The organism is Pseudomonas sp. 1D4 (assembly GCF_001728925.1).
GTDB lineage: Bacteria > Pseudomonadota > Gammaproteobacteria > Pseudomonadales > Pseudomonadaceae > Metapseudomonas > Metapseudomonas otitidis.
On sequence record NZ_LXJQ01000008.1, the window covers coordinates 87,219 to 110,675 of the forward strand.

Annotated in this window: 15 protein-coding genes; 14 read left to right on the forward strand and 1 reads right to left on the reverse strand. The window is 68.8% G+C overall.

What is annotated here, in order from left to right; all coding sequences use genetic code 11:
- Window positions 1-314: 314 nt before the first annotated feature.
- Window positions 315-3,419: a transglycosylase domain-containing protein gene (locus A7D27_RS06505; RefSeq protein WP_069563244.1), complete on the reverse strand. Its 3,105-nt coding sequence runs from the start codon at window positions 3,417-3,419 to the stop codon at window positions 315-317.
- Between the two features lie 159 nt (window positions 3,420-3,578).
- On the opposite strand from A7D27_RS06505, the gene A7D27_RS06510 reads away from it, so the two are divergent.
- The 14 genes from A7D27_RS06510 to A7D27_RS06575 all read left to right on the forward strand — a co-directional run bounded on the left by A7D27_RS06510 (window position 3,579) and on the right by A7D27_RS06575 (window position 23,328).
- Complete coding sequence (locus tag A7D27_RS06510) at window positions 3,579-4,271, forward strand: bifunctional 2-polyprenyl-6-hydroxyphenol methylase/3-demethylubiquinol 3-O-methyltransferase UbiG (protein ID WP_069563245.1); 693 nt, start codon at window positions 3,579-3,581, stop codon at window positions 4,269-4,271.
- A 74-nt stretch (window positions 4,272-4,345) separates the two neighbouring features.
- Entirely contained in the window at window positions 4,346-4,906 is a 561-nt protein-coding gene (locus A7D27_RS06515; protein WP_069563246.1) for a cysteine hydrolase family protein, read from the forward strand.
- Window positions 4,899-5,720 carry an aldo/keto reductase gene (locus tag A7D27_RS06520; RefSeq protein ID WP_069563247.1) on the forward strand — a complete coding sequence of 274 codons (822 nt, stop codon included), beginning with the start codon at window positions 4,899-4,901 and terminating at the stop codon, window positions 5,718-5,720. The genes A7D27_RS06515 and A7D27_RS06520 overlap by 8 nt, the downstream gene beginning before the upstream one ends.
- Window positions 5,721-5,829: 109 nt before the next feature.
- On the forward strand, window positions 5,830-6,603 hold the full coding sequence (locus A7D27_RS06525) for an efflux RND transporter periplasmic adaptor subunit (RefSeq protein ID WP_371850583.1): 774 nt from the start codon (window positions 5,830-5,832) through the stop codon (window positions 6,601-6,603).
- The gene (locus tag A7D27_RS06530; RefSeq protein WP_069564425.1) at window positions 6,600-7,919 is read left to right on the forward strand and encodes an efflux RND transporter periplasmic adaptor subunit; all 1,320 of its coding nucleotides are present in this window, start codon (window positions 6,600-6,602) and stop codon (window positions 7,917-7,919) included. The genes A7D27_RS06525 and A7D27_RS06530 overlap by 4 nt, the downstream gene beginning before the upstream one ends.
- Window positions 7,916-10,012, forward strand: a complete 2,097-nt coding sequence (locus tag A7D27_RS06535; RefSeq protein WP_170832276.1) for an efflux RND transporter periplasmic adaptor subunit — start codon at window positions 7,916-7,918, stop codon at window positions 10,010-10,012. The genes A7D27_RS06530 and A7D27_RS06535 overlap by 4 nt, the downstream gene beginning before the upstream one ends.
- Before the next feature lie 22 nt (window positions 10,013-10,034).
- Window positions 10,035-10,835: an aspartyl/asparaginyl beta-hydroxylase domain-containing protein gene (locus tag A7D27_RS06540; RefSeq protein ID WP_069563251.1), complete on the forward strand. Its 801-nt coding sequence runs from the start codon at window positions 10,035-10,037 to the stop codon at window positions 10,833-10,835.
- Entirely contained in the window at window positions 10,832-11,800 is a 969-nt protein-coding gene (locus tag A7D27_RS06545) for an aspartyl beta-hydroxylase (protein WP_069564427.1), read from the forward strand. The genes A7D27_RS06540 and A7D27_RS06545 overlap by 4 nt, the downstream gene beginning before the upstream one ends.
- Window positions 11,801-11,971: 171 nt before the next feature.
- The gene (locus A7D27_RS06550) at window positions 11,972-12,469 is read left to right on the forward strand and encodes an N-acetyltransferase (protein WP_240919441.1); all 498 of its coding nucleotides are present in this window, start codon (window positions 11,972-11,974) and stop codon (window positions 12,467-12,469) included.
- Between the two features lie 10 nt (window positions 12,470-12,479).
- Window positions 12,480-12,788, forward strand: a complete 309-nt coding sequence (locus A7D27_RS06555; protein ID WP_069563254.1) for a hypothetical protein — start codon at window positions 12,480-12,482, stop codon at window positions 12,786-12,788.
- A gap of 102 nt (window positions 12,789-12,890) precedes the next feature.
- Window positions 12,891-13,439 (forward strand): phage tail protein, encoded by a 549-nt coding sequence (locus A7D27_RS06560; RefSeq protein WP_069563263.1) that lies wholly within the window; start codon window positions 12,891-12,893, stop codon window positions 13,437-13,439.
- 73 nt (window positions 13,440-13,512) lie between these two features.
- Window positions 13,513-14,376, forward strand: coding sequence for a sulfotransferase (locus tag A7D27_RS06565; RefSeq protein ID WP_069563255.1), 864 nt, complete (start codon window positions 13,513-13,515; stop codon window positions 14,374-14,376).
- A gap of 41 nt (window positions 14,377-14,417) precedes the next feature.
- A complete protein-coding gene (locus tag A7D27_RS06570) occupies window positions 14,418-21,782 on the forward strand; it encodes an Ig-like domain-containing protein (protein WP_083265541.1) in 7,365 nt (2,454 codons plus the stop codon).
- Between the two features lie 49 nt (window positions 21,783-21,831).
- On the forward strand, window positions 21,832-23,328 hold the full coding sequence (locus tag A7D27_RS06575; protein WP_069563256.1) for a TolC family protein: 1,497 nt from the start codon (window positions 21,832-21,834) through the stop codon (window positions 23,326-23,328).
- Window positions 23,329-23,457 lie beyond the last annotated feature (129 nt).

Consider the following 23,457-nt stretch of genomic DNA (forward strand, 5'->3'; position numbering starts at 1 on the left):
GGACCTAGTTGGCCATCGATAATAGCACTCCCCCTTGCCTGTTTCTTTTGCCCTGCTGGTAGTAACACAGAGAAACCAAGAAGGCTCTCCCTGCTGTGCTGCCTCTATTGCGCCGGGATTCGGCGTATCAGGCGATTGCCGATTTCGTGACATCCAATGGGAACCTCTAAAAACGTAGGCGAGACAGTCAGCGCAAGGCAAAACAGGCGAAAAAGCGCAGTTTACGTGGTGTAAATGAGCATTTTGATCGGACTGGCGCACGAGCCGGTTTTTAACGCCGCGATTACAACGTAGGTAGTTTTTAGAGGTGCTCTCTACAACTGCCTCACCCCCAACGCCGTCAGCGGCGCCTGGCACAAGGTGGCACGCCCGGGCTCCAGATAGGGCTGCAGCAACGGCGCCATGCCCTTCATCACCTGCACCGGCAACGCCGACGTGAAGCGGAACCCCGAGGCTTCGTCGCCGGCCACGTAAGCGGTCAGCGTGCCGAAGTGGCGTGGGCCCAGGTAGAACACGAAGGTCGCGGTGCGGTTCAGCGCCCGGGAGGCGAGCACCTGGCCGCCCCGGCCGAAGGTCTGCAGGCGGTTGTCGCCGGTGCCGGTCTTGCCACCCATCACCAGCGGCTGGCCATCGGGCAGGCGGAAGGTGCCTTGCAGGCGGCGCGCCGTGCCGCCGTCCACTACTTGGGCGAGAGCCCCGCGCAGGGTGGCGGCCACTTCGGAGGGCATCACCCGCTTGCCGCCATGGGCCTGGTGCCGAACCCGGGTTTCGTAGGGGGTATCGGCAGCGAAGTGCAGGTCGTCCAGGCGCACCGTCGGCAGGCGCACGCCGTCGTTGACGATGATTCCCATCAGCTCCGCCAGGGCTGCCGGGCGGTCGCCGGAGCTGCCCAGTGCGGTGGCCAGCGACGGCACCAGGTGGTCGAACGGGTAGCCGAGCTGGCGCCAGTGCTGGTGGATGTCGAGAAAGGCCTCCACCTCCAGCATGGTGCGGATGCGTGAATCCCGGGCGTTCTTGCGCTGGGACTTGAACAGCCAGCTATAGACCTCGCGGCGCACTTCGCCGCTGGCCTCGACCGCCTCGCGGAAGCTCGCCTGCGGGTGGCCTTGCAGGTAGGCCAGCAGCCACAGCTCCAGCGGGTGGACGCGGGCGATGTAGCCCTGGTCGTTGAGGTTGAAGGCGCCCGGCCCGTAGCGGTCGTAGAGCTCCGCCAGGCGCTTGTCGCCGAGGGCTTCGCCGGGCAGGCGCGCGCGCATGAAGGCGGCGAAGGTGGCGCGGTCGGCCTGGGGCTGCAGGTAGCGGTGGATCGCCGCCAGGCGGGCGGGCCAGGGGTTCAGCCCGTCGAGGAAGGTGGCCATGCGGGCGTCGGCGTCCTTGCCCTTGTACTTGTTCCAGAAGCGCAGCAGGTAGGTCTGGCTCTCGCGGGATACGAACAGGTCCAGGTAGCCCTGCCGGCGCGGGTCGCGGTCGTCCCGCAGCAGGGCGGCCTTGTCGCCGTCGGGGCGGTAGATGGCGTGGCGCACCAGGTCGCGCAGCAGGCGCACGAAGGGCAGGTTGATGGATTCGCGCAGGGCCTCGCGCAGGGTCGGGGTGCGGCCGTTGTCCTCGCGGCGGAAGTTGCCGAAGGTGTGCATCCCGCCGCCGGTGAAGAAGCGCTCCGCCGGGCTGGCGGAATAGGTGCGCTCCATGGCGGCGTCGAGCATCGGCGCCAGGCGCGCGTCCGGGTGGCTGGCCAGGTAGTCCAGGGCCCAGCGGCTGAGCACGTCCTGTGGGTCCACGTTCACCTCGCGCAGGGCCTTGATGTCGAGCCCGGCGTAGCGCTGGTGCAAGCGGGCGATGTACTCCAGGTAGGTGGCCAGCACCCGCAACTTGGCGGTGGAGCCCAGCTCCAGCTTGCTGCCTTCGTTGATGTCGAACGGCTGGTCGGTGTTGTCGGTCTGCACACGCACCTGATTGCCCGCCGGAGTGCGCTCGAAGAGGGTGAAGCTGTAGCGCACGTCGCGGGTCTTCTCCGCCGTCAGCATGCGCTCGCCGAGCAGCCCGGCCTGTTGGGCGAAGGCGGGTTCGGCGAGGTCGTGCAGGTAGGTGGTGACGGCCTGCTGCAGCTCGCCCTGGAGGCTGGTGCGGGCGCCCAGGTCGAGGCGGTCGAGGTCGTACAGGGGCATCTGCAGCAGGCTCGACAGCCGGGTGCGGGCCAGGCTGATGCCCTTGTTGCCGTCCACCCGTGCCAGTGCAGGGTCCTGGCTCAGGTCTCGGAAGGCCAGCCGCGCGCCGAGGGCGGCGTCCCGCAGGGCGGGCCGCAGCACGCCGGCGCCAGCCAGCAGGCGCAGGTGGCTGTCGGTGAGGGCTTCCAGCTCGTCGCGGCCGCGCCCGAGGTAATGGGACGGACGTCGCTGGGCGATCATCAGCGCCACCGCTTCGCGCAGGGCCAGGCCCCGTTCGGCCAGGCCGCCGGGCTCGTCCTGGGGCTGGCCCAGCAGGCGGTTGCTGCGCTCGAAGTCGGCGCCGAACCACACCCGCAGTCCATCGGCCAGGCCATGCACCTCGCCGTGACCAGGCGCAGCGGAGAGCGGCACGCTGTTGAGGTAGTCCTGCACGATGCGGCGTCGCGCCGGCAGGGTTTCCGGCCCGCCCTGGTAGGCGCGCACGCTGGCCGAAGCCATCTGCAGCAGCTTGTCGCGGGCCGAAAGGGTCAGCCCGGCAGGGGAGTGGCGGTACTTCTCCTGCTGGGTCGCCAGGGTGCTGCCGCCGGCGCTCTGGCCGGGCATGTCCAGCACCCTGCCGGCCTGGGTCAGGGCGGCCTTGGCGAAGCGTGGCCAGTCCACCGCCGGGTTGGCCAGGGGCGCGGCGTCCAGCAGGTGGCGGTTCTCGATGAACAGCAGGCTGTTCACCAGCAGCGGCGGGATCTCGTCGAAGGCGCCGTAGAGCTGCTGGGGGTAGCGGAAGCTGTACAGCGGTTGGTTGCGGCAGTCGCGGATGTCCAGCCCGGCCTGGACCTTCTCCCGGTAGGGCGGGAACAGCCCGTGTTCGGTGTACGCCAGCAGCGCCGGGGAGAAGCGCACCTGCTGGTGGATCTCGTAGCCGCGCTGCTCCAGGCGCTGCAGCATGGCTGGCAGGTGGGCGTAGCCCAGGCGCTTGTCGAAGGGACCGTCGCGGGGGAAGAGGATGGCCGGGCTGGGGCCGTCGCCCAGGCGGTAGTCCAGGGTGGCGGCGTAGCGGCTGATCTCGCGGGATTGCAGCCAGGCGTGGCGCATTTCTTCGCGGACCAGCAGCCCCAGGATCACCGCCACCAGCAGCAGGAACAGCCACGCGGCGATGCGGTTGCTGAGTCGGCGGGCCCGGCGGCGCGCGACCACCGGGTCCAGGCTGTGCGAAGACAACCGGGCCGATGACACGTGGGACTGCCAGGCAACGCCCATGACCGAGAACCCGCCTCAGGTGACTGCTCTCGCTGCAAGCTTAGTCCGTCGCAGCGTATCTGGAGGGCGGCACGGCGGGGCGCTGCTATCGGCCGGCGACCATGGGCAGGGTGGGGCGCACTGTGCTTTCATTCGGCGCGTTTTTCGGGAGTGAGCGCGATGACCGATTCGACGAGCCAACGTATCCGTGACAGCTGGCGGGCCAACGCCCAGGCCTGGGTCGATGCCATCCGCACCAGGCGCATCGAAAGCCGCCGGTTGGTCACCGACTCGGCCATGGTCGAGGCCCTGATGCGGTCCTCCCCCCGGCGCCTGCTCGACCTGGGCTGTGGGGAGGGCTGGCTGTGCCGCGAGATGTTCTACCGGGGCGTCGACTTCGTCGGCGTGGACGCCTCCTGGGACCTGATCGACGCCGCTCGGGAAGACCCGGCCTGCAAGGGCTTCGGGCAGTTCGTGGTGGAGGATTATCGAGGCCTCGAACAGGACTACCGGCTCTACGGCCACTACGACGTCATCGCCTGCAACTTCTCCCTGCTGGAGGAGGACCTCAAGCCGGTCCTCGCGACCCTGGCCCGCCTGCTCCAACCCAACGGTCGCCTGGTGATCCAGACGGTCCACCCGATGACCGCCTGCGGGCCCGAGGGCTACCGGGATGGTTGGCGCCTGGAGACCTTTGCCGGCCTGGGCGAGGGCTTCCGCGAGCCGATGCCCTGGTACTTCCGCACCGTCCAGGGCTGGTTCAGCCTGATGACCGAGGCTGGCTACCGGCTGGAGCGGCTGAGCGAACCCTGCCACCCGGACACCGGCATGCCGCTGTCGCTGTTGATGGAGTTGCGCCACGACGCTGGCTGAACGCCTGGCTTTACCCGTCTGGCACCAGCCTGCACTATCGCCAGCCTGTATCCCCGTACCGACAAGGAGTGACGATGAGCAAGGCATTGCTGGTGGTGGACGTGCAGGCGGGGCTGTTCCTCGCCGACCCGGAGCCGTGGCGCGCCGTCGAACTGATCGCCACCATCAACCGCCTGGCCGACCGCGCGCGCCGCGCCGGCGCCCCGGTGCTCTACGTGCAGCACGACGGTGAGGCGGGCAGCGAGCTGGAGCCCGGCTGCATCGGTTGGCAACTGCACCCGGGCCTGGAGCGCGCCCCCCTCGACCCGGTGCTGCGCAAGACCGCCTGCGATGCCTTCTTCGAGACCCCGCTCAAGGCCACCCTGCAAGCACTCGGCATCACCGAACTGGTGGTGGTGGGCTACGCCACCGAGTTCTGCGTCGATACCTCCATCCGCCGCGCCACCAGCGAGGGCTTCAGCGTCACCCTGGTGCGTGACGGTCACACCACCAAGGACCGCCCGCACCAGCGCGCCGAGGCCATCGTCGAGCACCACAACTGGGTCTGGGCACAGTTCATACAGCCCCAGCACCCGCTGCGCCTGGCGGCAGCCGACGATATCCGTTTCGAACCCGAGGACGCCCTCCATGCGTGAAATCACCTTCCCCGACGGCACCCGCGTACCCGCCATCGGCCAGGGCACCTGGCACATGGGCGAGCGCGCCGACCAGCGCCCCCGCGAAGTGGCCGCCCTGCGCCAGGGCCTGGAGCTGGGCCTGAGCCTGATCGACACCGCCGAGATGTACGCCGAGGGCGGCGCCGAAACGGTGGTGGGCGAGGCCATCGCCGGGCGTCGCGACCAGGTGTTCCTGGTCAGCAAGGTGTACCCCTGGAACGCCAGCCGCCGCGGCATCCCCCAGGCTTGCGAGCGCAGCCTGCGGCGCCTGGGCACCGACCACCTCGACCTGTACCTGCTGCACTGGCCTGGCGAGCACCCGCTGGAGGAGACGGTGGACGCCTTCGAGCAGTTGCGCGAGCGCGGGCTGATCCGCCGCTGGGGCGTGTCCAACTTCGACGTCGCCGACCTCGACGCGCTGCCCCCCGGCTGTGCCGCCAATCAGGTGCTCTACAACCCCGAGGCGCGGGGCATCGAGTTCGACCTGCTGCCGCGCCAGCAGGCCGAGGGCCTGCCGCTCATGGCCTACTGCCCGGTGGGGCAGGGCGGGGCCCTGCTGAAGGATGCGGCGCTGCTGGAGGTGGCACGGCGTCATGGCGCCAGCCCCGCTCAGGTGGCCCTGGCCTGGGCCCTGCGCCAGGACGGGGTGATGGTGATCCCCAAGGCGGCGGAGCCCCGGCACATCGAGCAGAACGCCGCCGCCCACGCCCTGCGCCTGGACGCCGAGGACCTGGCATTGATCGACCGTGCCTGGCCGGCGCCCACCCGCAAGCGGTCCCTGGCGATGGTGTGATGCTTCGTCATCGGGTGCGGAATCTTTCCGACACCCGATTCCTATTGTTCGAGCGCTCTCCTAGACTCTGCACCACTTGGAATCTAGGGACAGAGCTATGAAGCACCTGATGTACGGGCTGGCGGGTTCGCTGGTGTTGATGACCGCCGCTTGGGCCGACGAGCCCCCCGCCCACGATCCGTTGCTGGATGCCCCCGCCCCCTCCCTCGCCGCCGTGTCGGCACCTTCGCCACGGGGCGTGCTGCGCGCTCGCAACCAGGCGGTGCTGTCCAGCGAGCTGGCCGGGCGCATCGTCGAGATGCCCTTTGCCGAGGGCCAGTCGTTCAAGGCCGGCGACGTGCTGGTGCGCTTCGACTGCAGCGCCTACCAGGCCCAGCTCACCGCGTCCAGCGCTGCCACCCGTGCCGCCCGGGAGGAACTGAAGAACAAGCAGCAACTGGCCGCCCTCAACTCCGTCGGGCGCTTCGAAGTGGCCCTGGCCGAGGCCCGCCAGGCCCAGGCCCAGGCGGAAGCGCAGGTCTATCAGGTGCAGGTGCAGCGCTGCCAGGTGAAGGCGCCCTACGACGGCCAGGTGGTCAACCGCCGTGTGCAGCCCCATGAGAGCGTGCCTGGCGGCGCGCCGCTGCTGGAGGTGGTGGACAACCGCACCCTGGAGATCCACCTGCTGGTGCCCTCGCGCTGGATCGGCACCCTCAAGCCGGGCCAGCCCTTCGAATTCATCCCCGACGAGACCGGCACGCCGCTCAAGGCCGTGGTCAAGCGCCTGGGCGCGCGCATCGACGAAGGCAGCCAGACGCTGCTGCTGATCGGCAGCCTGCCCGAGGACACGCCAGGCCTGGTGGCCGGCATGAGCGGCAGTGCGCGCTTCCCGGAGGCGCAATGAACGCACCGGTGCCCGGTTTCGCCGAACGGGTCTTTGCGGTCTTCCTCGGCCTCCAGGCCCAGGCCCGGCAGGCTGGCACGACCGAGCAACTGGCCTTCGCCATGGTCAACGACGGCCAGGGCCTGTTCGGCTACCGCCATGCCGCGCTGCTGATCGCCGGCAGGGTCCGTGCCCTCACCGGCATCAGCGTGGTGGAACCCAACGCCCCCTTCGTCGCCTTCGTCGAGCGGGCAGCGGCCCAGCGCCTGGCTGCGGGCCAGTTGGGCGAGCCCGGCGTGGTCGACCCCGGCAGCCTGGACGAGAGCAGCCGTGACGACTGGCAGGCGCTGTCCGCCCCCCACGCCGTCTGGCTGCCGCTGAAGGATCGCCAGGGCGCCGTGTTCGGCGGCCTGTGGATCGCCCGCGACACCCCCTGGAGCGAGGCCGAGCAGGCCCTGCTGGTGCAGCTCGGTGATACCTACGCGCACGCCTGGCTGGCCCTGCAGCCGCGCAAGCCCTGGCGCCTGCGCTGGCCGAAGAAGAAGCTCCTGGCCCTGGCCGGCGCGCTGGCCCTGGTGCTGCTGGTGCCGGTGCGCCAGTCGGTGCTGGCCCCCGCCGAAGTGGTGCCCCAGGGCGGCCGCGTGGTGGCTGTGCCGCTGGACGGGGTGATTGCCGAATTCCTCGTCAAGCCCAACCAGAGTGTCGCCGCCGGTGACCTGCTGGTGCGCTTCGACGCCACCACCCTCAAGGCCCAGGCCGATGTCGCCGAGCGTGCTCTGGGGGTAGCCGAAGCGGAGCTGAAGGCCAACAGCCAGCGCGCCTTCGCCGACGCCGAATCCAGCGCCCGCATCGACCTGCTGGCCGCCCGCGTGGAGCAGAAGCGCGCCGAGCGCGACTACGCCCGGCAGTTGCTGGCGCGCAGCGAAGTGCGTGCCGAGCGCGCCGGCATTGCCGTGTTCGCCGATGCCGAGCGCCTCACCGGCAAACCGGTGCAGACCGGCGAGCGGCTGATGCAGATCGCCGACCCGGCCCAGGCCGAGCTGCGCATCGAGCTGCCGGTGGGGGACGCCATCGCCCTGGAGCCCGGCGCCGAGGTGGCGCTGTTCCTCGACAGCGACCCGCTCAACCGCCACGACGCGCGCCTGGAGCGCGCCGCCTACGAGGCTCAGGCCACCGCCGCCGGGCAACTGGCCTATCGCCTCGATGCCGCCTTCGCCGATGCCCCGCCACGCATCGGCCTGCGCGGCACCGCCAAGCTGTTCGGTGACCGCGCGCCGCTGGCCTACTACCTGTTGCGCCGGCCTCTGGCCGCGCTGCGCCAGGGCTTGGGTTTCTGATGCTGCCGGCCCTGCGTTCCGACCTGCAGCTGTCCGCCGCTGCGCCAACCCGCGAAGGCGCGCCGCAGTGGACCCTCGCCGACCCGCTGCGCGGCCGCTATTTCAAGCTCGGTGCGGCGGCCGTGCGCTTGCTGCGTCACTGGTCCCTGGGCGACCCCCGCGCGGTGCTGGCAGCCGCCAACGCCGAGCCGGGCGCACCCCTGGGGGCTGGCGAGCTGGAGCAGATGCTGCGCTTTTTGCGTGGGCACGACCTGATCGCCGCCCTCGACCCGGAGCAGCGCGCCAGCTACAGCCTCAAGCGCGCCAGCACGCGGCACAGCCTGTGGCAGCAGGTGCTGCACCAGTACCTGTTCTTCCGCATTCCGCTGTGGCGACCGGACCGCTTCCTCAACCGCGCCTGGCCGGTGCTGGAGCGCAACGGGCCCTGGCTGCTGCGGCGCGGGCTGCCGGTGATCCTGCTGCTGGGGCTGTTCCTGGTGGCGCGGGATTGGGAGCGCTACCTGGCCACCTTCCCGCATCTGTTCAGCCTGGGCGGCGCCCTGGCCTTCGGTATCGCGCTGACCTTCGCCAAGCTCTGCCACGAGTTCGGCCACGCCTTCATGGCCAAGCGTGCCGGCTGCCGGGTGCAGAGCATGGGGCTGGCGTTCATGGTGCTGCTGCCGATGTTCTACACCGACGTCAGTGACGCCTGGCGGGTGCAGGACCGCCGCTCGCGCCTGCTGATCGGCGCCGGCGGGGTGCTGGCCGAACTGGTGCTGGCGGTGCTGGCATTGCTGGCCTGGTCGCTGCTGCCGGACGGCCCGGCACGTACCGCCGCCTTCATGCTCTCCAGCGCCACCTGGATCACCACCCTGGCGATCAACCTCAACCCCTTCATGCGTTTCGACGGCTACTTCCTGCTCAGCGACCTGTGGGAGGTGGAGAACCTGCAGAACCGTGCCTTCGCCCTGTGCCGCTGGCGCCTGCGCGAGGCGCTGTTCGGCTACGGCGAGCCGGCCCCCGAGCCCTGGCCCGAGGCCATGCGCCGGCGCTTGCTGGTGTGGGGCTACGGTGCCTGGATCTGGCGTGCGGCGCTGTTCTTCGGCATTGCGCTGACGGTCTACCACCTGTTCTTCAAGGTGCTCGGCATCTTCCTGATGCTGGTGGAACTGGTGTGGTTCATCGGCCTGCCGATCTGGAAGGAGTTCGGCGAATGGTGGCAGCGCCGCGACCAGGCCGAGCCGCGCAAGGTACTGCTCACCGGTTCGGCCCTGGGGCTGGTGCTGCTGGTGCTGCTGGTGCCCTGGCGTAACGCGGTGGATGTGCCGGCCATGCTGGAGGCCTCGCGTACCGGCACCCTGCACGCACCCATCGGCGCGCGGGTCAAGGCGGTGCGGGTGAAGGACGGTGACACGGTGGAGCAGGGCGCCCTGCTGGTGGAGCTGGAGTCGCCGGACCTGGAGGCGCGCCAGGGCATCGTCCGCCGCGAGATCGGCATCCTCCAGTTGCAGTTGCGGCGCCAGGCCGGGCGCAGCGAGACCGCCGCCGAGACCGGAGTGATCGAGCAGCAACTGGCCGAGGCCGTGGCTGAGTACCGCGGCCTGGCCGCCCAGCGCGAGCGCCTGCAACTGCGCGCGCCCCTGGCCGGCGTGGTGCGCGACCTGCCGCCGGACCTGGTGGTGGGGCGCTGGCTGCACAGCGGAGAGACCCTGGCGCGGGTGATCGCCCCCGGGTTGCGCCTGCGCGGCTACCTGGCCGAGGAGAGCCTCTGGCGCGTGGCGCCGGGGGCCGAGGGCCGCTTCATCGCCGACGACCCGGCACGGCCTGCCCTGCCGGTGCGCCTGGATGAGGTAGACACCACCGGCGTCGCCTTCCTCGAACTGGAGGCCCTGGCCTCCGACCACCACGGCCAGGTGGCCGTGCGACGCAATGCCCAGCAACGCGCCGAGCCGGTGCAGGCTCAGTACGGCGTGCGCCTCAGCCTGCTGCAGGACCTGCCACCCCCCGACCAGCCGCTGCGCGGCGTGGTGGTGCTGGAGGGCAGCCGGCAATCGCTGCTGGGCTTCGCCTGGCGCCGCGTGGCGGCGTTGGGTGTGAGGGAGAGCGGCTTCTAGCCCATCTGACAAGGAAGGTTCCATGGATGTAACCCTGCCGATCTGCTCCCGCCTGCCCTGGCGCTTCGACCTGGCGCCGCTGCTGGCGGCCCTGGAGCGGATCGACCCGACGGCCTGGGTGCCGCACTTCAACACCGCCTATTACCAGGGGGACTGGAGCGGCCTGGACCTGGTGGCAGCGCTGGATGCACCGATTCCCCTGGCGCCGGGGCAGGGGCCGGTATCCCGCACCGCCCATTGCGAGGCCGAGCCGGCGTGGCAGGCAGCCATCGAGTGGTTCGGCGAGGGCCTGCGCAGCGCGCGCCTGCTGCGCCTGGGCGCGGGCGCCAGTATCCGCGAGCATTGCGACCCCGACCTGGGCAGCCCGGAAGGACCGCTGCGCCTGCACGTACCGCTGCTCAGCCCGCCCGGTGTGGAGTTCCTGGTGGACGGCCGGCAGGTGCCGATGGCGCCGGGTGAGTGCTGGTTCATCGACCTGTCCCGCCCGCACCGGGTGGACAACCCCGGTCCGGGCCCACGCATCCACCTGGTGCTGGATTGCATGATGGATACGCGCTTGCGCCAGGCCCTCTTCGAGGGCCTGGCGACCACGCCGAAACTGCAACCCAGTCGGGGCGTGCGGGCCTTCGCCGCGTTCAACGAGCAGGTGCAGCAGCGCCCGGAACTGGCCCATGCGCTGCAACGGATCACCGACCCCACCGACTTCTGCCGCCATGCAGTGGCCGCCGGGCAATCCCTTGGGCTGGTGTTCGAGGAGGCGGATGTGCGCATGGCCATGCGCCTGGGGCGGCAGACCTGGAGCCAGCAATGGAACATGCGATGACAGCCCTGGATTTCACCGAGTGGCTGCCGATCCGTGCCTTCGAGGAGGCCGGCACCTGGCAACTGGACTGGGCCTGGTTCGGCACCATGCCCCTGGCCCGCCCCTTCTTCAACGACGACGTGGACGAGGTGTTGCACCTGCCGTTCAACCAGGCCCTGCGGCGTCAGAGCGGGCTTGAAGCGTTGTTCGACTGGCAGGCCCGCAGCCCCGGACTGGCACCGTCGCTACTGGTGTTCCACACCTCCCGCTGCGGTTCCACCTTGCTGGCTCAACTGTTGCGTGGTCTGGCCGGGCATGTGGTGCTGTCCGAGCCGCCGCCGCTGGATGCCCTGCTGCGGGCGCACTACCGCGACCCCAGCGCTTCGGCCTGGCAGGCGGATGCGGTAAGGGCGTTGTGCTCGGCCTATGGCCAGCGCCGCCGTGGCGACGAGACCCGGCTGGTGGTCAAGCTGGACGCCTGGAACCTCTTCGAGGCCGAGTTGTTGCGCCGGCTCTACCCGCAGGTCCCGTGCCTGTTCCTCTACCGCGACCCGCTGGAGGTGGTGGTGTCCCAGCGGCGTCAGCCAGGTCTGCACGCGGTACCGGGGCTGCTGGGTCCGTCCGGGCTGGATGGCCTGCCTGGGCGGGAGGCGCTGGAGCCCGGCGACTACCTGGCCAGGATGGTCGGGCAACTGCTGCAGGCCGGACTCGACCTGTGCGCGGGCGGGGAGGCGGTGGCCCTGAACTACCGCGAGCTGCCCGGCGCCCTATGGGGGCGCCTGGGCCCGCTGCTGGGGATCAACCCGGCCGCCGTGCCGCACCTGCAGGCCATTGCCGGGCACGATGCGAAGCGTCCGGGGCAAGCCTTCAGCGCCGATGGCGAGGCCAAGCGCAGCGAAGCGGACGAGGCCATGCGGGCGGCGGTGGAACGCTGGGCAAAGGCGCCCTATGACGCGCTGGAGGCGCTCTCACACCGTCAGTTGTGAATGCCGCTTCACATTCATTGCAGAAACCGCTGAATGGTGATTTTTCGATGGTGGCCAACTGAAATCCTCGTCTATGCTCCGTGCAGGGAAACTTTAACCATCGTTGTAGGCTCTATTCCCGGAGCCGGCAGGGACGCACGCCGTATGTCTGTTCAGACTTTGACGCTTCGTTTGGCATCCTCAGCCGACCACTCCTTTCTGCGCATCCTCTACGGCACCACCCGTGCCCACGAGCTGGAGCACACCGGCTGGGACCAGGCCGCCTGCGAGCGTTTCCTCGACCAGCAATTCGACGCCCAGCGCGGCTATTACCAGGCGCATTACCCCGATGCCGAGCAATACGTCATCGAGGCGTCCGGCCAGTCCCTGGGCCGCGCTTACCTGCTCTGGACCGACACCCACCTGCAGATCATCGACCTGGCGCTGTTGCCCGAGGCCTGTGGCCGTGGCATCGGCGGTGAGTTGCTGGGCCGCTTTCTCGAACGGGCCGACCGCGAGGGCCTCAGTGCGGGGCTGCATGTGGAGTCCTACAACCCGGCCCAGCGCCTCTACTTCCGCCATGGCTTCGAGGTGGTGGGGGAAAACGGCGTGTACCTGAAGTTGCGCCGTCCCGCTCGCGCCCATCAGCCCACGGCTGTGCTTGCACAGCGTGCCGCCGGCCTGTCCTGAGGAGTTGCCCATGGACTCGATGCCATCCTTTGCATTGCTGAGCGCGGCCGTCGGCCAGCCCTTCCACCTCTGGCTTTCGCCGGAGCAGGTGCTGGCGATCGAACTGATCGGGGTCGAGGAGGGGATTGCCATGACCCCCCGGCATTGCTGCTACCACGCCCACTTCGCGTTGCCTTTGCCCTACAGCCTGCCCCAGGAGGTGTACCGCGTCGGGCGGCCGGGAGAGGACGGCTGGGCGCTGCTGCTGACCCCCGGCATGCCCACCTCGGATGGGCGCCATGTACTCCAGGCCGTGTTCCACACCGATCGGCCGGCATGAATCGACAACAACAAGCCTGCATGTGCGGCTGAGTCTTTCAGGCGCGCGAAACCAGAGCCAGAGGAGAGTCAACACGTGGAACCTTTCATCGGTGAGATCAAGATGTTCGGCGGCAACTTCGCGCCCCGTGGCTATGCGTACTGCATGGGGCAGACCATGAGCATTTCGCAGAACACGGCGCTGTTTGCCCTGCTCGGCACCACCTACGGCGGGAATGGCCAGACCACCTTCGGGCTGCCGGACCTGCGTGGCCGCTCGCCGGTCGGCCAGTTCGAGGGGCCCGGCCTGACGCCCATCGTGCTCGGTGAAACGGGGGGGGAGGAAGCCGTCACGCTGTTGCAGTCCCAGATGCCAGCGCACAACCACCTGGCCTCCGGTACCTGCACCCTCTACGTTGCGGGCACCCCGACCAGCACGACGCTGTCGCCCACCCCTGACAACGACGTGCTGGGTGGCTCGTCGGCAGGTTCGGCTGGAGCGGCATCCATCTGGTCGAGCGAGATGAAAGATCCGGTCCCCCTGGCCAACCCCAGCTCCCTGCATGTCACGGTGCAGATGGCGGGCGGCAGCCAGCCGGTGGGCATCCGCAGCCCCTTCCTCGGGATCAATTTCATCATTGCGCTGGACGGCATCTTCCCCTCCCGCAACTGAGGACCTTGGCCACCGGTGCTTCGCTGCACCGGTGGCACCGTGATTCATCGACAGGCAGACGTACACGCAGACCATGGCCAATCCAACACCCACCTTCCACTTCATTTCCGGGCTGCCGCGCTCAGGGTCCACGCTACTGGCGGCGCTGCTGCGGCAGAACCCGCGCTTCCACGCCGGCATGACCAGCCCGGTGGGCAGCTTCTTCTCGGCTCTGCTCAAGCAGTTCGGCGCCGAGAGCGAGTTTGGTCCGGTGGTGACCCAGGAGCAGCGCAAGCGTCTGCTCGCCGGCCTGTTCAGCAGCTACTACGCGGACCAGACCGAGCATGAGGTGATCTTCGACACCAACCGGCTGTGGTGCGCGCGACTGCCGGCCCTGCTGGACCTGTTCCCCCAGGCCAAGGTGATCGCCTGCGTGCGCAATGTCGCCTGGGTGATGGACAGCATCGAGCGGCTCTACCGCGCCAATCCGTACGAGATCACCAAGCTGTTCAACGACGACAGCGAACGCAACACCGTCTACAGCCGGGTCGAGACCCTGGCCCAGCGCAACCGCCTGGTGGGCCTGGCCTGGTCGGCGCTGAAGGATGCCTATTACGGCGAGCACGCCCGCTCCCTGCTGCTGGTGGACTACGACCTGTTGGTGGCCACGCCCGAGCGGGTGCTGCGGCTGGTCTACGAATTCCTCGGCGAGCCCTGGTTCGAGCATGACTTCGAGCACATCGAGTACGACGCCCCGGCGTTCGACCAGGCCCTGGGCCTGAGTGGGCTGCACAAGGTACGGCCGAAGGTGGAGGTGGCCGCACGGCGCACCCTGCTGCCGCCGGACCTGTTCGAGCAGTACGCACAACTGGATTTCTGGAAGGACTCGCGCAACAGCGAGGCCCATGTGATCAGGACCACCCGGGACGCCCGGGCCCTGGAACAAGAACGCAACTGAGCACCCGCTGAGGCGGGCGCTGGAAAGAGGAGGTAGAAGTCATGGGCTGGGGTCTTTCGAAGAAGGCAGGTCGCAACGGCAAGGCCAAGGGTGCGGAGGCTGCACCGCTGGCATGTCCGCTGCCGCTGATCAGTGCGCTGGAGCCGCGCATGATGTTCGACGGCGCGGTCGCGGCCACCGTGGCCGATACCGCCGCCACAACGGCGACAGCGGCCCCCACCGCCGATGCAGCCCATGACACCGGCGCGCGCGACAGCAGCCACGCGAGCGCCGACAACAGCCACGGCACCCAGGACCTGCAGGCCAGCCCGGTGACCGACGGGCAGAGCGGCGTGCGCAAGGAAATCGTCTTCGTCGATACCCGTGCGCCGAACTACCAGGAGCTGCTCAAGGCCGTCTCGCCCAATGCCGAGGTGGTGTTGCTGTCCACCAACAAGGACGGGGTGCAGCAGATCGCCGACGCCCTGGCCGGCCGCACCGGCATCGACGCCATCCACATCATTTCCCACGGCGATTCCGGGGTGCTGCTGCTGGGTAACGGACCGCTCTTCGAAGGTAACCTCGCGCAGTACGCCACCCAGCTTTCCAGCATCGGCAAGGCGCTGACCACCGAGGGCGACATCCTCCTCTACGGCTGCGAAGTAGGGGCAGGCAGCGAAGGCCAGGCCTTTGTCACCAAACTGGCCGGCATGACCGGGGCGGACATCGCCGCCTCCGACGACAACACCGGCGGCAGCGCCAAGGGCGGCGATTGGGACCTGGAGATCGCCACCGGCCAGATCGCTGCCAGCAATGCCCTGAACCTGTCGCGCCTGGGGGGGTATGACCACCTGCTGGTGACCACGGCGGTGAACAACATCGCCGACCTGAAGAGCGCCATTGCCACGGGCAATACCGACGGCGTCGACGATGTCATCACCCTGACGGGCAACATCACTTTCGCCAGCTTCAGCGATGCCATCACCATCAACGTCACCGACGGCCATACCTTGCAGATCGTCGGCGGGGGGTTCGCGCTGGACGGCGCCAACAAGGCCCGGGTGCTGGACGTGACCACCAGCGGCCTCAACTCCAAGGTCGCGCTGGACAACATCACCATCCGTAACGGCCTGGTCGTCGGCAACGGTGCCAATGAAGGTGCATCCGCCACGGACAGCCTGGGCGCGGGTATCCGCAACGCGGGCGTACTGACCATCACCAACAGCACCATCACCGCCAACAAGGCATCCGGCGGTGGCGGTGGCGGTGGCGACTTCGGAGGCAACTACGGCGGCGGCGGCGGCGGCGGTGGTGGTTTTGGTACCACCCTCGGTGGTACAGGTGGCAGTAGCACTGATGCGGCTATCACGCCCACCGCACCGTCTTCGGTCACGGGTGGCAATGGCGCCGGCCCCAACAGCAACATGGGTGGGCGTGGCGGTAGCGCTGCGGCGGGGGCGGGTGGCAGCTACACCGGCAATGGATCGAGCATCTCCGGCTACACCGCCGGGGGATCGGGTGGGTTGGCCAACAACGGCAGCACCAGCATTGGCGGTGGCGGAGGTGGCGGCGGCTCATCGGCGGCCGGCGGCAGGGGGGCTGCTGCCACAGGCGGCATCTACAACTCCAGCAGCGGCATCCTGACTATCGTCAACAGCAGCGTGACCAACAACCTCGGTGCGGGGGGCGGTGGTGGGGGCGGGGTTTCCAACGACCAGGCCGCAAACTACAGCCGGGTGGGCAGTGGCGGTGATGGTGGTGCCGGGGTCGGTGCCATCTGGAACGCGGGTGGCACGGTACGGATGGACAGCACCAGCTTCAACACCCTCGGTACCGGTAACGTGGGCGGTGGCGGTCTGGGCGGCAGGGCGGCCGGAGCCGGCAACGTCGATGGCGCCAACGGCGCGTCCACCTCGACCATCTACACCACCAACGGTGGTACCACCGATACCAACTACAACCCCAATGCCGCGCCCACCCTCGGCAACCTCGACGGTGACAGTGTCGCCTGGGCTGGTGAAGGCAATACCGTTCGCCTTGACACCGGCACGGGTGCCAGCCTGGCTGATGCCGAGCTGGGCGCGCTGAACGGCGGCAACGGCAACTGGTCCGGCGCCAGCCTGGTGATCCAGCGCAACGGCACGGCGGTGAGCAGCGATATGTTCGGTTTCGACACAGCCAGCGCACTGTTCACCGTCAGTGGCAGCAACCTGCAGTCCGGTGGGCAGACCTTCGCCACCTTCACCAACACCGGTGGCGTGCTGACCATCACCTTCACCAGCAGCGGCACCACAGCCACCACGGCCCTGGTGAACGATGTGGCGCAGCGCATCACCTACCGCAACGACACGCCGGCCGGTGATGCCAACGTCCAGTTCACCCTCAATGACGGTGCCGGGGCCAGCGCGACGGCCAACGTCACCGTGGCCACGGACTTCATCTACGTCACCAGCACCAGCGACACCGCCACCGTCGATGCCAGCAACGGCACGAGCTTCAGCGAGGCCGTCGCCATCGCCGCGGCCGACAGCACCGGCAGCCAGACCATCGTCTTCGCCAGCACCATGGCCGGCCAGACGCTGAACCTCAACGCCGTCTCGATCAATGAAAGCCTGAGCTTCGACATGGACCAGGCCAGCGGCCTGGTCCTCACTGGCGGCACCCTCACCCTGGGTGGCGGCACCACCCAGACCTTCACCCATGGCGCCGGCGACACCGCCACCATCAGCAGCGTCATCGCCGGCAGCGGCGCCCTGACCAAGGCCGGTGCGGGCAACCTGACCCTCTCCGGTTCCGGCAACACCTTCAGCGGTGCCACCACCATCAGCGCGGGTACCCTGACGGTCAGTGGTGGCGATGCGCTTGCCTCCAACACCAGCGTGTCGGTCGCTGCCGGTGCCACCCTGGCCCTGGCCGGCGACGAAGCGTTCGGCAACCTGTCCGGTGCCGGCTCGGTGACGCTCGGCAGCTTCAACCTCACCAGCAACCAGACGCTGGACACCACCTTCTCCGGCAACATCAGCGGCACCGGTGGGATGATCTTCACCCAGTCCGGTGCCGCCACCTACTCGACCACGCTTACCGGTACCAACACCTACACCGGCAACACCCTCCTGCTCAATTACGGCTGGTTGAAGCTCGACGGCAACGCTTCCATGGCTGATACCAATGCCGTGCGGGTCAATGGCAACAGTGTCCTGACGCTGCTTTCGGACCAGACCCTCGGCAGCCTGGCGAGTAACAACGCCAACGCCAGCATCCAACTGGGCAGCTACACCCTGACCGCCGGCGGTGACAACACCTCCACCTCGGTTTCGGGTGTCGTGTCCGGCACCGGCTCGCTGGTCAAGCAGGGCAGCGGCACCCTGACCCTCTCCGGCAGCAATAGCTATGGCGGCACCACCACCGTCTCCGGCGGCACCCTGTCGATCGCCGGCGACGGCAACCTGGGCACCGGCACCCTCAACCTGGCGAGTGGCACCGTGCTCGACGTCACGGGCGCGACCACCATCGACAACGCCATCGTCCTGGCCGGCAACAGCAGCATCGGCAACAGCAACGCCGTCACCCTCAGCGGTGCCATCAGCGGCGCCTTCGACCTGACGAAAACCGGCAGCGGCACCCTGACCCTGTCCGGCAGCAACAGCTACGGCGCGACCTACGTAAGCGCCGGCACCCTGTCCATCGACAACGACGGCAACCTGGGTTCGGGCGCCGTCAACCTGGCCGCCGGCACCACCCTGGCGCTTACCGGCGCCAACATCATCGACAACGCCATCGTGCTCGGCGGTAACGCCTCGGTGAGCACCTCGGCCGCCGCGACCCTCTCGGGCGTGATCAGCGGTGCCTTCACCCTGACCAAGGCCGGTGCCAGCACCCTGACCCTGTCCGGCAGCAACACCTACGGCGCGACGACCGTCAGTGCCGGCACCCTCAGCGTCGCCAGCGACGGCAACCTCGGCAGCGGCACGCTGACCCTGGGTGCAGGCACCACCCTGGCGGTGACCAGCGCCGCCACCCTCGACAACGCCATCGCCCTGAGCGGCAGCGCCACGGTCAACACCGGTGCCGACACCACCCTGTCCGGGGTGATCAGTGGCAGCAACAACCTGACCAAGACCGGCGCCAGCACCCTGACCCTGACCGGCAACAACACCTACAGCGGCAGCACCACCATCAGTGCCGGAACCCTGAGTATCGCCAGTGACAGCAACCTGGGCACCGGCACCCTCAACCTGGTCAACGGCACCACGCTGCAGATCACCGGCAACACTACCCTCGACAACGCCCTGGCGCTGACCGGCCTGGTGACCGTCAACGCCGGCGCTGCCGCTACGCTGTCCGGCGTCATCAGCGGTACCGGCAGCCTGACCAAGACCGGCACCAGCAACCTGACCCTCTCCGGCAGCAACACCAACACCGGCACCACCACCGTGGCTGCCGGCACCCTGGTGGTCGACGGCAGCACCGCCAGCGCCACCACTGTGGCCAGCGGCGCGACCCTGGCCGGCAGCGGCGCCCTGGGTGGCGATGTCACCGTACAGAGCGGCGGCACCCTCGCCCCGGGCGGCGCGGGCGTCGCCACCCTGACCGTCAACGGCAACCTGACCCTGGCCTCGGGCAGCACCCTGGCCCTGGACATCAACGGCGCCACCGCCGGCACCGGCTACGACCGGGTGGTGGTCAACGGCACCGTCGACGTCTCCGGTGCCACCCTGGCGGTCACCCACGGCTACGCGGCCGGCAGCGGCGACAGTTACACGGTGATCGTCAACGACGCCGCCGATGCCGTCACCGGCACTTTCAGCGGCGTCAGCGAGGGCGGCACGTTCAATGCCGCTGGCAACGGCACCCAACTGACCACCAGCTACATAGGCGGCAGCGGCAACGACCTGTCTCTCACCGCGCCCATCGCCCCGACCGTCACCAGCGTGTCGTCCGGCACCGCCAACGGCACCTACAAGATCGGTGACGTCATCACCGTCACCGTGCGCTTCGACAGCACGGTGAACGTGACCGGCACCCCGACCCTGACCCTGGAGACCGGTGCCACCGACCGGGTGCTCAATTACGTGTCCGGCTCGGGTACCGACACCCTGACCTTCAGCTACACCGTGCAGGCCGGGGACAGTTCTGCCGACCTGGACTACGCCTCTACCTCGGCCCTGAGCCTCAATGGCGGCACCATCCAGGACGCTGCCAACCAGAACGCCGTCCTCACCCTGCCGACCCCCGGTGGCGCGGGCTCCCTGGGCGCCAACAAGGACCTGGTGGTGGACGGTGTGCGCCCGGCCGCCACCAGCATCACCCTCAGCGACACCAACCTGCGGATCGGTGAGACCGCCACCGTCACCGTGACCTTCAATGAGCAGGTCAGTGGCCTGGACATCGCCGACTTCAGCGTGGCCAATGGCAGCCTCAGCGGGCTCAGTACCAGCGACGGCGGCCTGACCTGGACGGCGACCTTCACCCCCAGCGCCAACATCGCCGACGCCACCAATGTCATCACCCTCGACAACACCGGGGTGATGGACCAGGCGGGCAACATCGGCAGCGGCACCACCGATTCGATCAACTACGCCATCGACACCCAGCGTCCGATGGGCACCATCGTGGTCAGCGACACCGTGCTCAAAGCCGGGCAGACCACCACCGTCACCATCACCTTCAACGAGGCGGTGAGCGGGCTGACCACGGCGGACTTCAGCGTGGCCAATGGCAGCCTCAGCGGCCTCAGTTCCAACGATGGCGGCATCACCTGGACGGCGACCCTGACGCCCAGCAGCAACGTCAACGACGCCACCAACCTGATCACCCTGGACAACACCGGCTACACCGACCTGACGGGCAACGCCGGCAGCGGCAGCACCGATTCCAACAACTACGCCATCGACACCCAGCGCCCGACGGCCACCCTCGTGGTGGCCGACACCGCGCTGAAGGCCGGGCAGACCACCACCGTCACCATCACCTTCAGCGAGGCGGTGAGCGGGCTGACCACGGCTGACTTCAGCGTGGCCAACGGCAGCCTGAGCGGGCTCAGCAGCAGCGATGGCGGCATCACCTGGACGGCGACCCTGACCCCGAGCGCCAACGTCACCGACGCCACCAACCTGATCACCCTGGACAACACCGGCTACGCCGACGCCGCCGGCAACACCGGCACCGGCAGCACCGACTCCAACAACTACGCCATCGACAGCCGTGCCCCGGCGGTCACCTCCGTCGACGTGCCGGCCAACGGCACCTACCTGACCGGCAACACCCTCGACTTCACGGTGAACTTCGACGAAGCCGTGACCGTCGACACCACCGGCGGTACGCCGCGCCTGGCGATCACCCTGGACACTGGCGGCACCGTCTACGCCAACTACGTCAGCGGCTCGGGCGGCACCGCCCTGGTGTTTCGCCTCACCGTCGCCAATGGCCAGCAGGACAGCAACGGCATCGCCGTGGGTGCCAGCCTCGATGCCAACGGCGCGACCCTGCGCGACGCCGCCGGCAACAACGCCCAGACCGCGCTCAACAATGTGGGCTCCACCGCCGGCGTGCTGGTGGATGCCGCCGCACCGCAGGTCACCAACATCGCCATCGATGGCACCTCGCCGACCCGGGATACCACCCTCAGCTTCACCGTGACCTTCAGCGAGGACGTCAGCGGCGTCGACCTGGCCGACTTCGCCCTGGCCACCAGCGGCAGCGCCAGCGGCACCCTGCTGTCGCTGGTGCAGGTGGATGCGCGCACCTACCGCGTCACCGTCATCGGCGTCACCGGCCAGGGCACCCTGGGGCTGTCCCTGGCGGCCGCCGGCAGTGGCATCACCGACGCTGTCGGCAATGCCATGGCGAACAACTTCGCCACCGTGGGCTACGTACTCGGCGGAGTCGAGGGCGACCCGGAATTCCGCGTCAACCCATCGCCCAGTGTGCCGACTACGCCGAGCGAACCGCTCCAGCCCAACGTACCCAGTGTGCCGCCGTCCAGCGCCACCTCGCCGTTGCTGCCGCCGCCACTGTTCGAGCAGCCGACCCTGGGCAGCGGGGTGCCCACCGTGGGCAACATCTTCATCAACCCGAATGCCCTGGCGCCCAGCTACATCGCCCAGGTCTTCGCCAGCAGCGACAGCTCCGTCAGTGAAGGCGGCGCCAATGGCTTCCTCGGCTTTGGCGGGGGCGACGGTGGGGTGTTCGGCAGCAGCAGCTTCTCCAGCATGTTCGGCAAGGATGTGCCGCAGCAGGACATGCAATTGAAGGTATTCGACGGCAAGCAGTGGCGCGGTGGTGACACCGGCAAGAGCGGGCAGGGCCTGACCGGCGCTCCCACCCTCGGCCAGCAACTGCACGCCATGAAGGAAGCCGACCTGCGCCCGGTGCGCGAGTTGGCCCAGGCCCTCGGGCAGGTGGCGGGGGCCACCCCCCGTGGCTGACATGACAAGAAAGGGAACCATCGTGCCGTACCAGGGGGCGGCCGCCAGCATGAACCAGACCTACAAGCTCTTCACCGCCAGCCTGCTGGCCTTGGCCATCAGCGGATGCGCCGTGACCACTCAGCCCATCGATCGCGGCGAGAGCGAGGCCCGCGCACGGGCGGACCTCTCCAGCATGTTCAAGGACCAGGAGCCCCTCAGCGGGCCCCTGACCCTGAACGACGCCATGGCCCGTGCCATCAAGTACAACCTCGAAGCGCGCCTCAAGGTCATGGAGCACGCCCTGGCCGAGCGCCAGTTGGACCTGGCCACCTTCGACATGTTGCCGCGCATGGCACTGTCCGCCGGCTATGCCGGGCGCAACAACGTCAGCGCCTCCAGCAGCCGCAGCATCGAGACCGGCTCCCAGTCCCTGGAACCGTCCACCTCCCAGGACCGCGACCGTGGTGTGGCGGACCTGACCATGGTGTGGAACGTGCTCGACTTCGGCGTCAGCTACATGAGCGCCAAGCAGCAGGCCGACCAGCGCCTGATCGTCGAGGAGCGCCGCCGCAAGGTCATCCACACCATCACCCAGGACGTGCGCTCCGCCTACTGGCGTGCCGTGGCTGCCGAACGCCTGCTCAAGCAGATCGACAGCCTCATGGCCCGTGTCGACAAGGCTCGCGAGGACAGCCGCAACCTCAGCACCCAGCGTATCGGTGACCCGGTGCAGGCGCTGAGCTACCAGCGCGCACTGATCGAGGCCACCCGTCAACTGGAAGAGCAGCGCCGCGCGCTGTCCCTGGCCAAGACCGAGCTGGCCGCGCTGATCAACCTGCCGCTGAACACCGACTTCCAACTGGCCGCCAGCAACGACTACGCGGTGCCCGAGCTGAAGGTGAACTTCGCCCAACTGGAACAGCAGGCCCTGGCCAGCCGCCCGGAACTGCGCGAGCAGGACTACCAGGCGCGCATCAGCGCCGCCGAGACCCGCAAGGCCATGCTGCGCCTGCTGCCTGGCCTTGAGTTCTCCGCCGGCGGCCACTACGACAGCAACAGCTTCCTGGTGAACCAGAGCTGGGCCGACTACGGCGTGAAGGTCACCTGGAACCTGTTCAACGTGCTCTCCGCCCCGGCGGCCATCGACGTGGCCAAGGCCGGCCAGGATGTCACCGTGGCCCGCCGCCAGGCCATGTCCATGGCTATCCTCGCGCAGCTCTACGTGGCCAGCGCCAACTATGCCGAGGCCCGCCGGCAGTTCCAGACCAGCCAGCAACTGGCCGACCTGGACGGGCAGATCGCCGAGCAACTGCGCAACCGCTACAGCACCCAGAGCATCGGCGAGCTGGAGCTGATCCAGGGCGAGCTGAACACCCTGCAGGCCCAGCTCAAGCGCGACCTGGCCTACGCCGACCTGCGCAACGCCTACAACCAGGTGTTCGTCAGCGCCGGTGTCGACCCGCTGCCCGGTTCCCTGCCGGACACCCGTCTGAGCACCCTCGCCAGCGCCCTGGCATCCAGCCAGGCGCGCCTCGAACAGGGCGACATCAGCCCGGCCAACTAAGCAGCCGGCGTGCCTGCCCGGTGGAGCGTGCCCCTGCGATCCGCCGGGCGGGCCTGTTTGCCGTCCTTCCTCTTCCTGACGATCCTGCGTCCGGTTTGTGAATCGGTGAGTGTGATCGGCCTCGCGGAT

Bases quoted from the DNA above. Each gene is read 5' to 3' on its own strand.
- A7D27_RS06505 (WP_069563244.1), bottom strand. From the start codon at position 3,419: ATGGGCGTTGCCTGGCAGTCCCACGTGTCATCGGCCCGGTTGTCTTCG.
- A7D27_RS06510 (WP_069563245.1), top strand. From the start codon at position 3,579: ATGACCGATTCGACGAGCCAACGTATCCGTGACAGCTGGCGGGCCAAC.
- A7D27_RS06515 (WP_069563246.1), top strand. From the start codon at position 4,346: ATGAGCAAGGCATTGCTGGTGGTGGACGTGCAGGCGGGGCTGTTCCTC.
- A7D27_RS06520 (WP_069563247.1), top strand. From the start codon at position 4,899: ATGCGTGAAATCACCTTCCCCGACGGCACCCGCGTACCCGCCATCGGC.
- A7D27_RS06525 (WP_371850583.1), top strand. From the start codon at position 5,830: ATGTACGGGCTGGCGGGTTCGCTGGTGTTGATGACCGCCGCTTGGGCC.
- A7D27_RS06530 (WP_069564425.1), top strand. From the start codon at position 6,600: ATGAACGCACCGGTGCCCGGTTTCGCCGAACGGGTCTTTGCGGTCTTC.
- A7D27_RS06540 (WP_069563251.1), top strand. From the start codon at position 10,035: ATGGATGTAACCCTGCCGATCTGCTCCCGCCTGCCCTGGCGCTTCGAC.
- A7D27_RS06545 (WP_069564427.1), top strand. From the start codon at position 10,832: ATGACAGCCCTGGATTTCACCGAGTGGCTGCCGATCCGTGCCTTCGAG.
- A7D27_RS06555 (WP_069563254.1), top strand. From the start codon at position 12,480: ATGGACTCGATGCCATCCTTTGCATTGCTGAGCGCGGCCGTCGGCCAG.
- A7D27_RS06560 (WP_069563263.1), top strand. From the start codon at position 12,891: ATGTTCGGCGGCAACTTCGCGCCCCGTGGCTATGCGTACTGCATGGGG.
- A7D27_RS06565 (WP_069563255.1), top strand. From the start codon at position 13,513: ATGGCCAATCCAACACCCACCTTCCACTTCATTTCCGGGCTGCCGCGC.
- A7D27_RS06570 (WP_083265541.1), top strand. From the start codon at position 14,418: ATGGGCTGGGGTCTTTCGAAGAAGGCAGGTCGCAACGGCAAGGCCAAG.
- A7D27_RS06575 (WP_069563256.1), top strand. From the start codon at position 21,832: ATGAACCAGACCTACAAGCTCTTCACCGCCAGCCTGCTGGCCTTGGCC.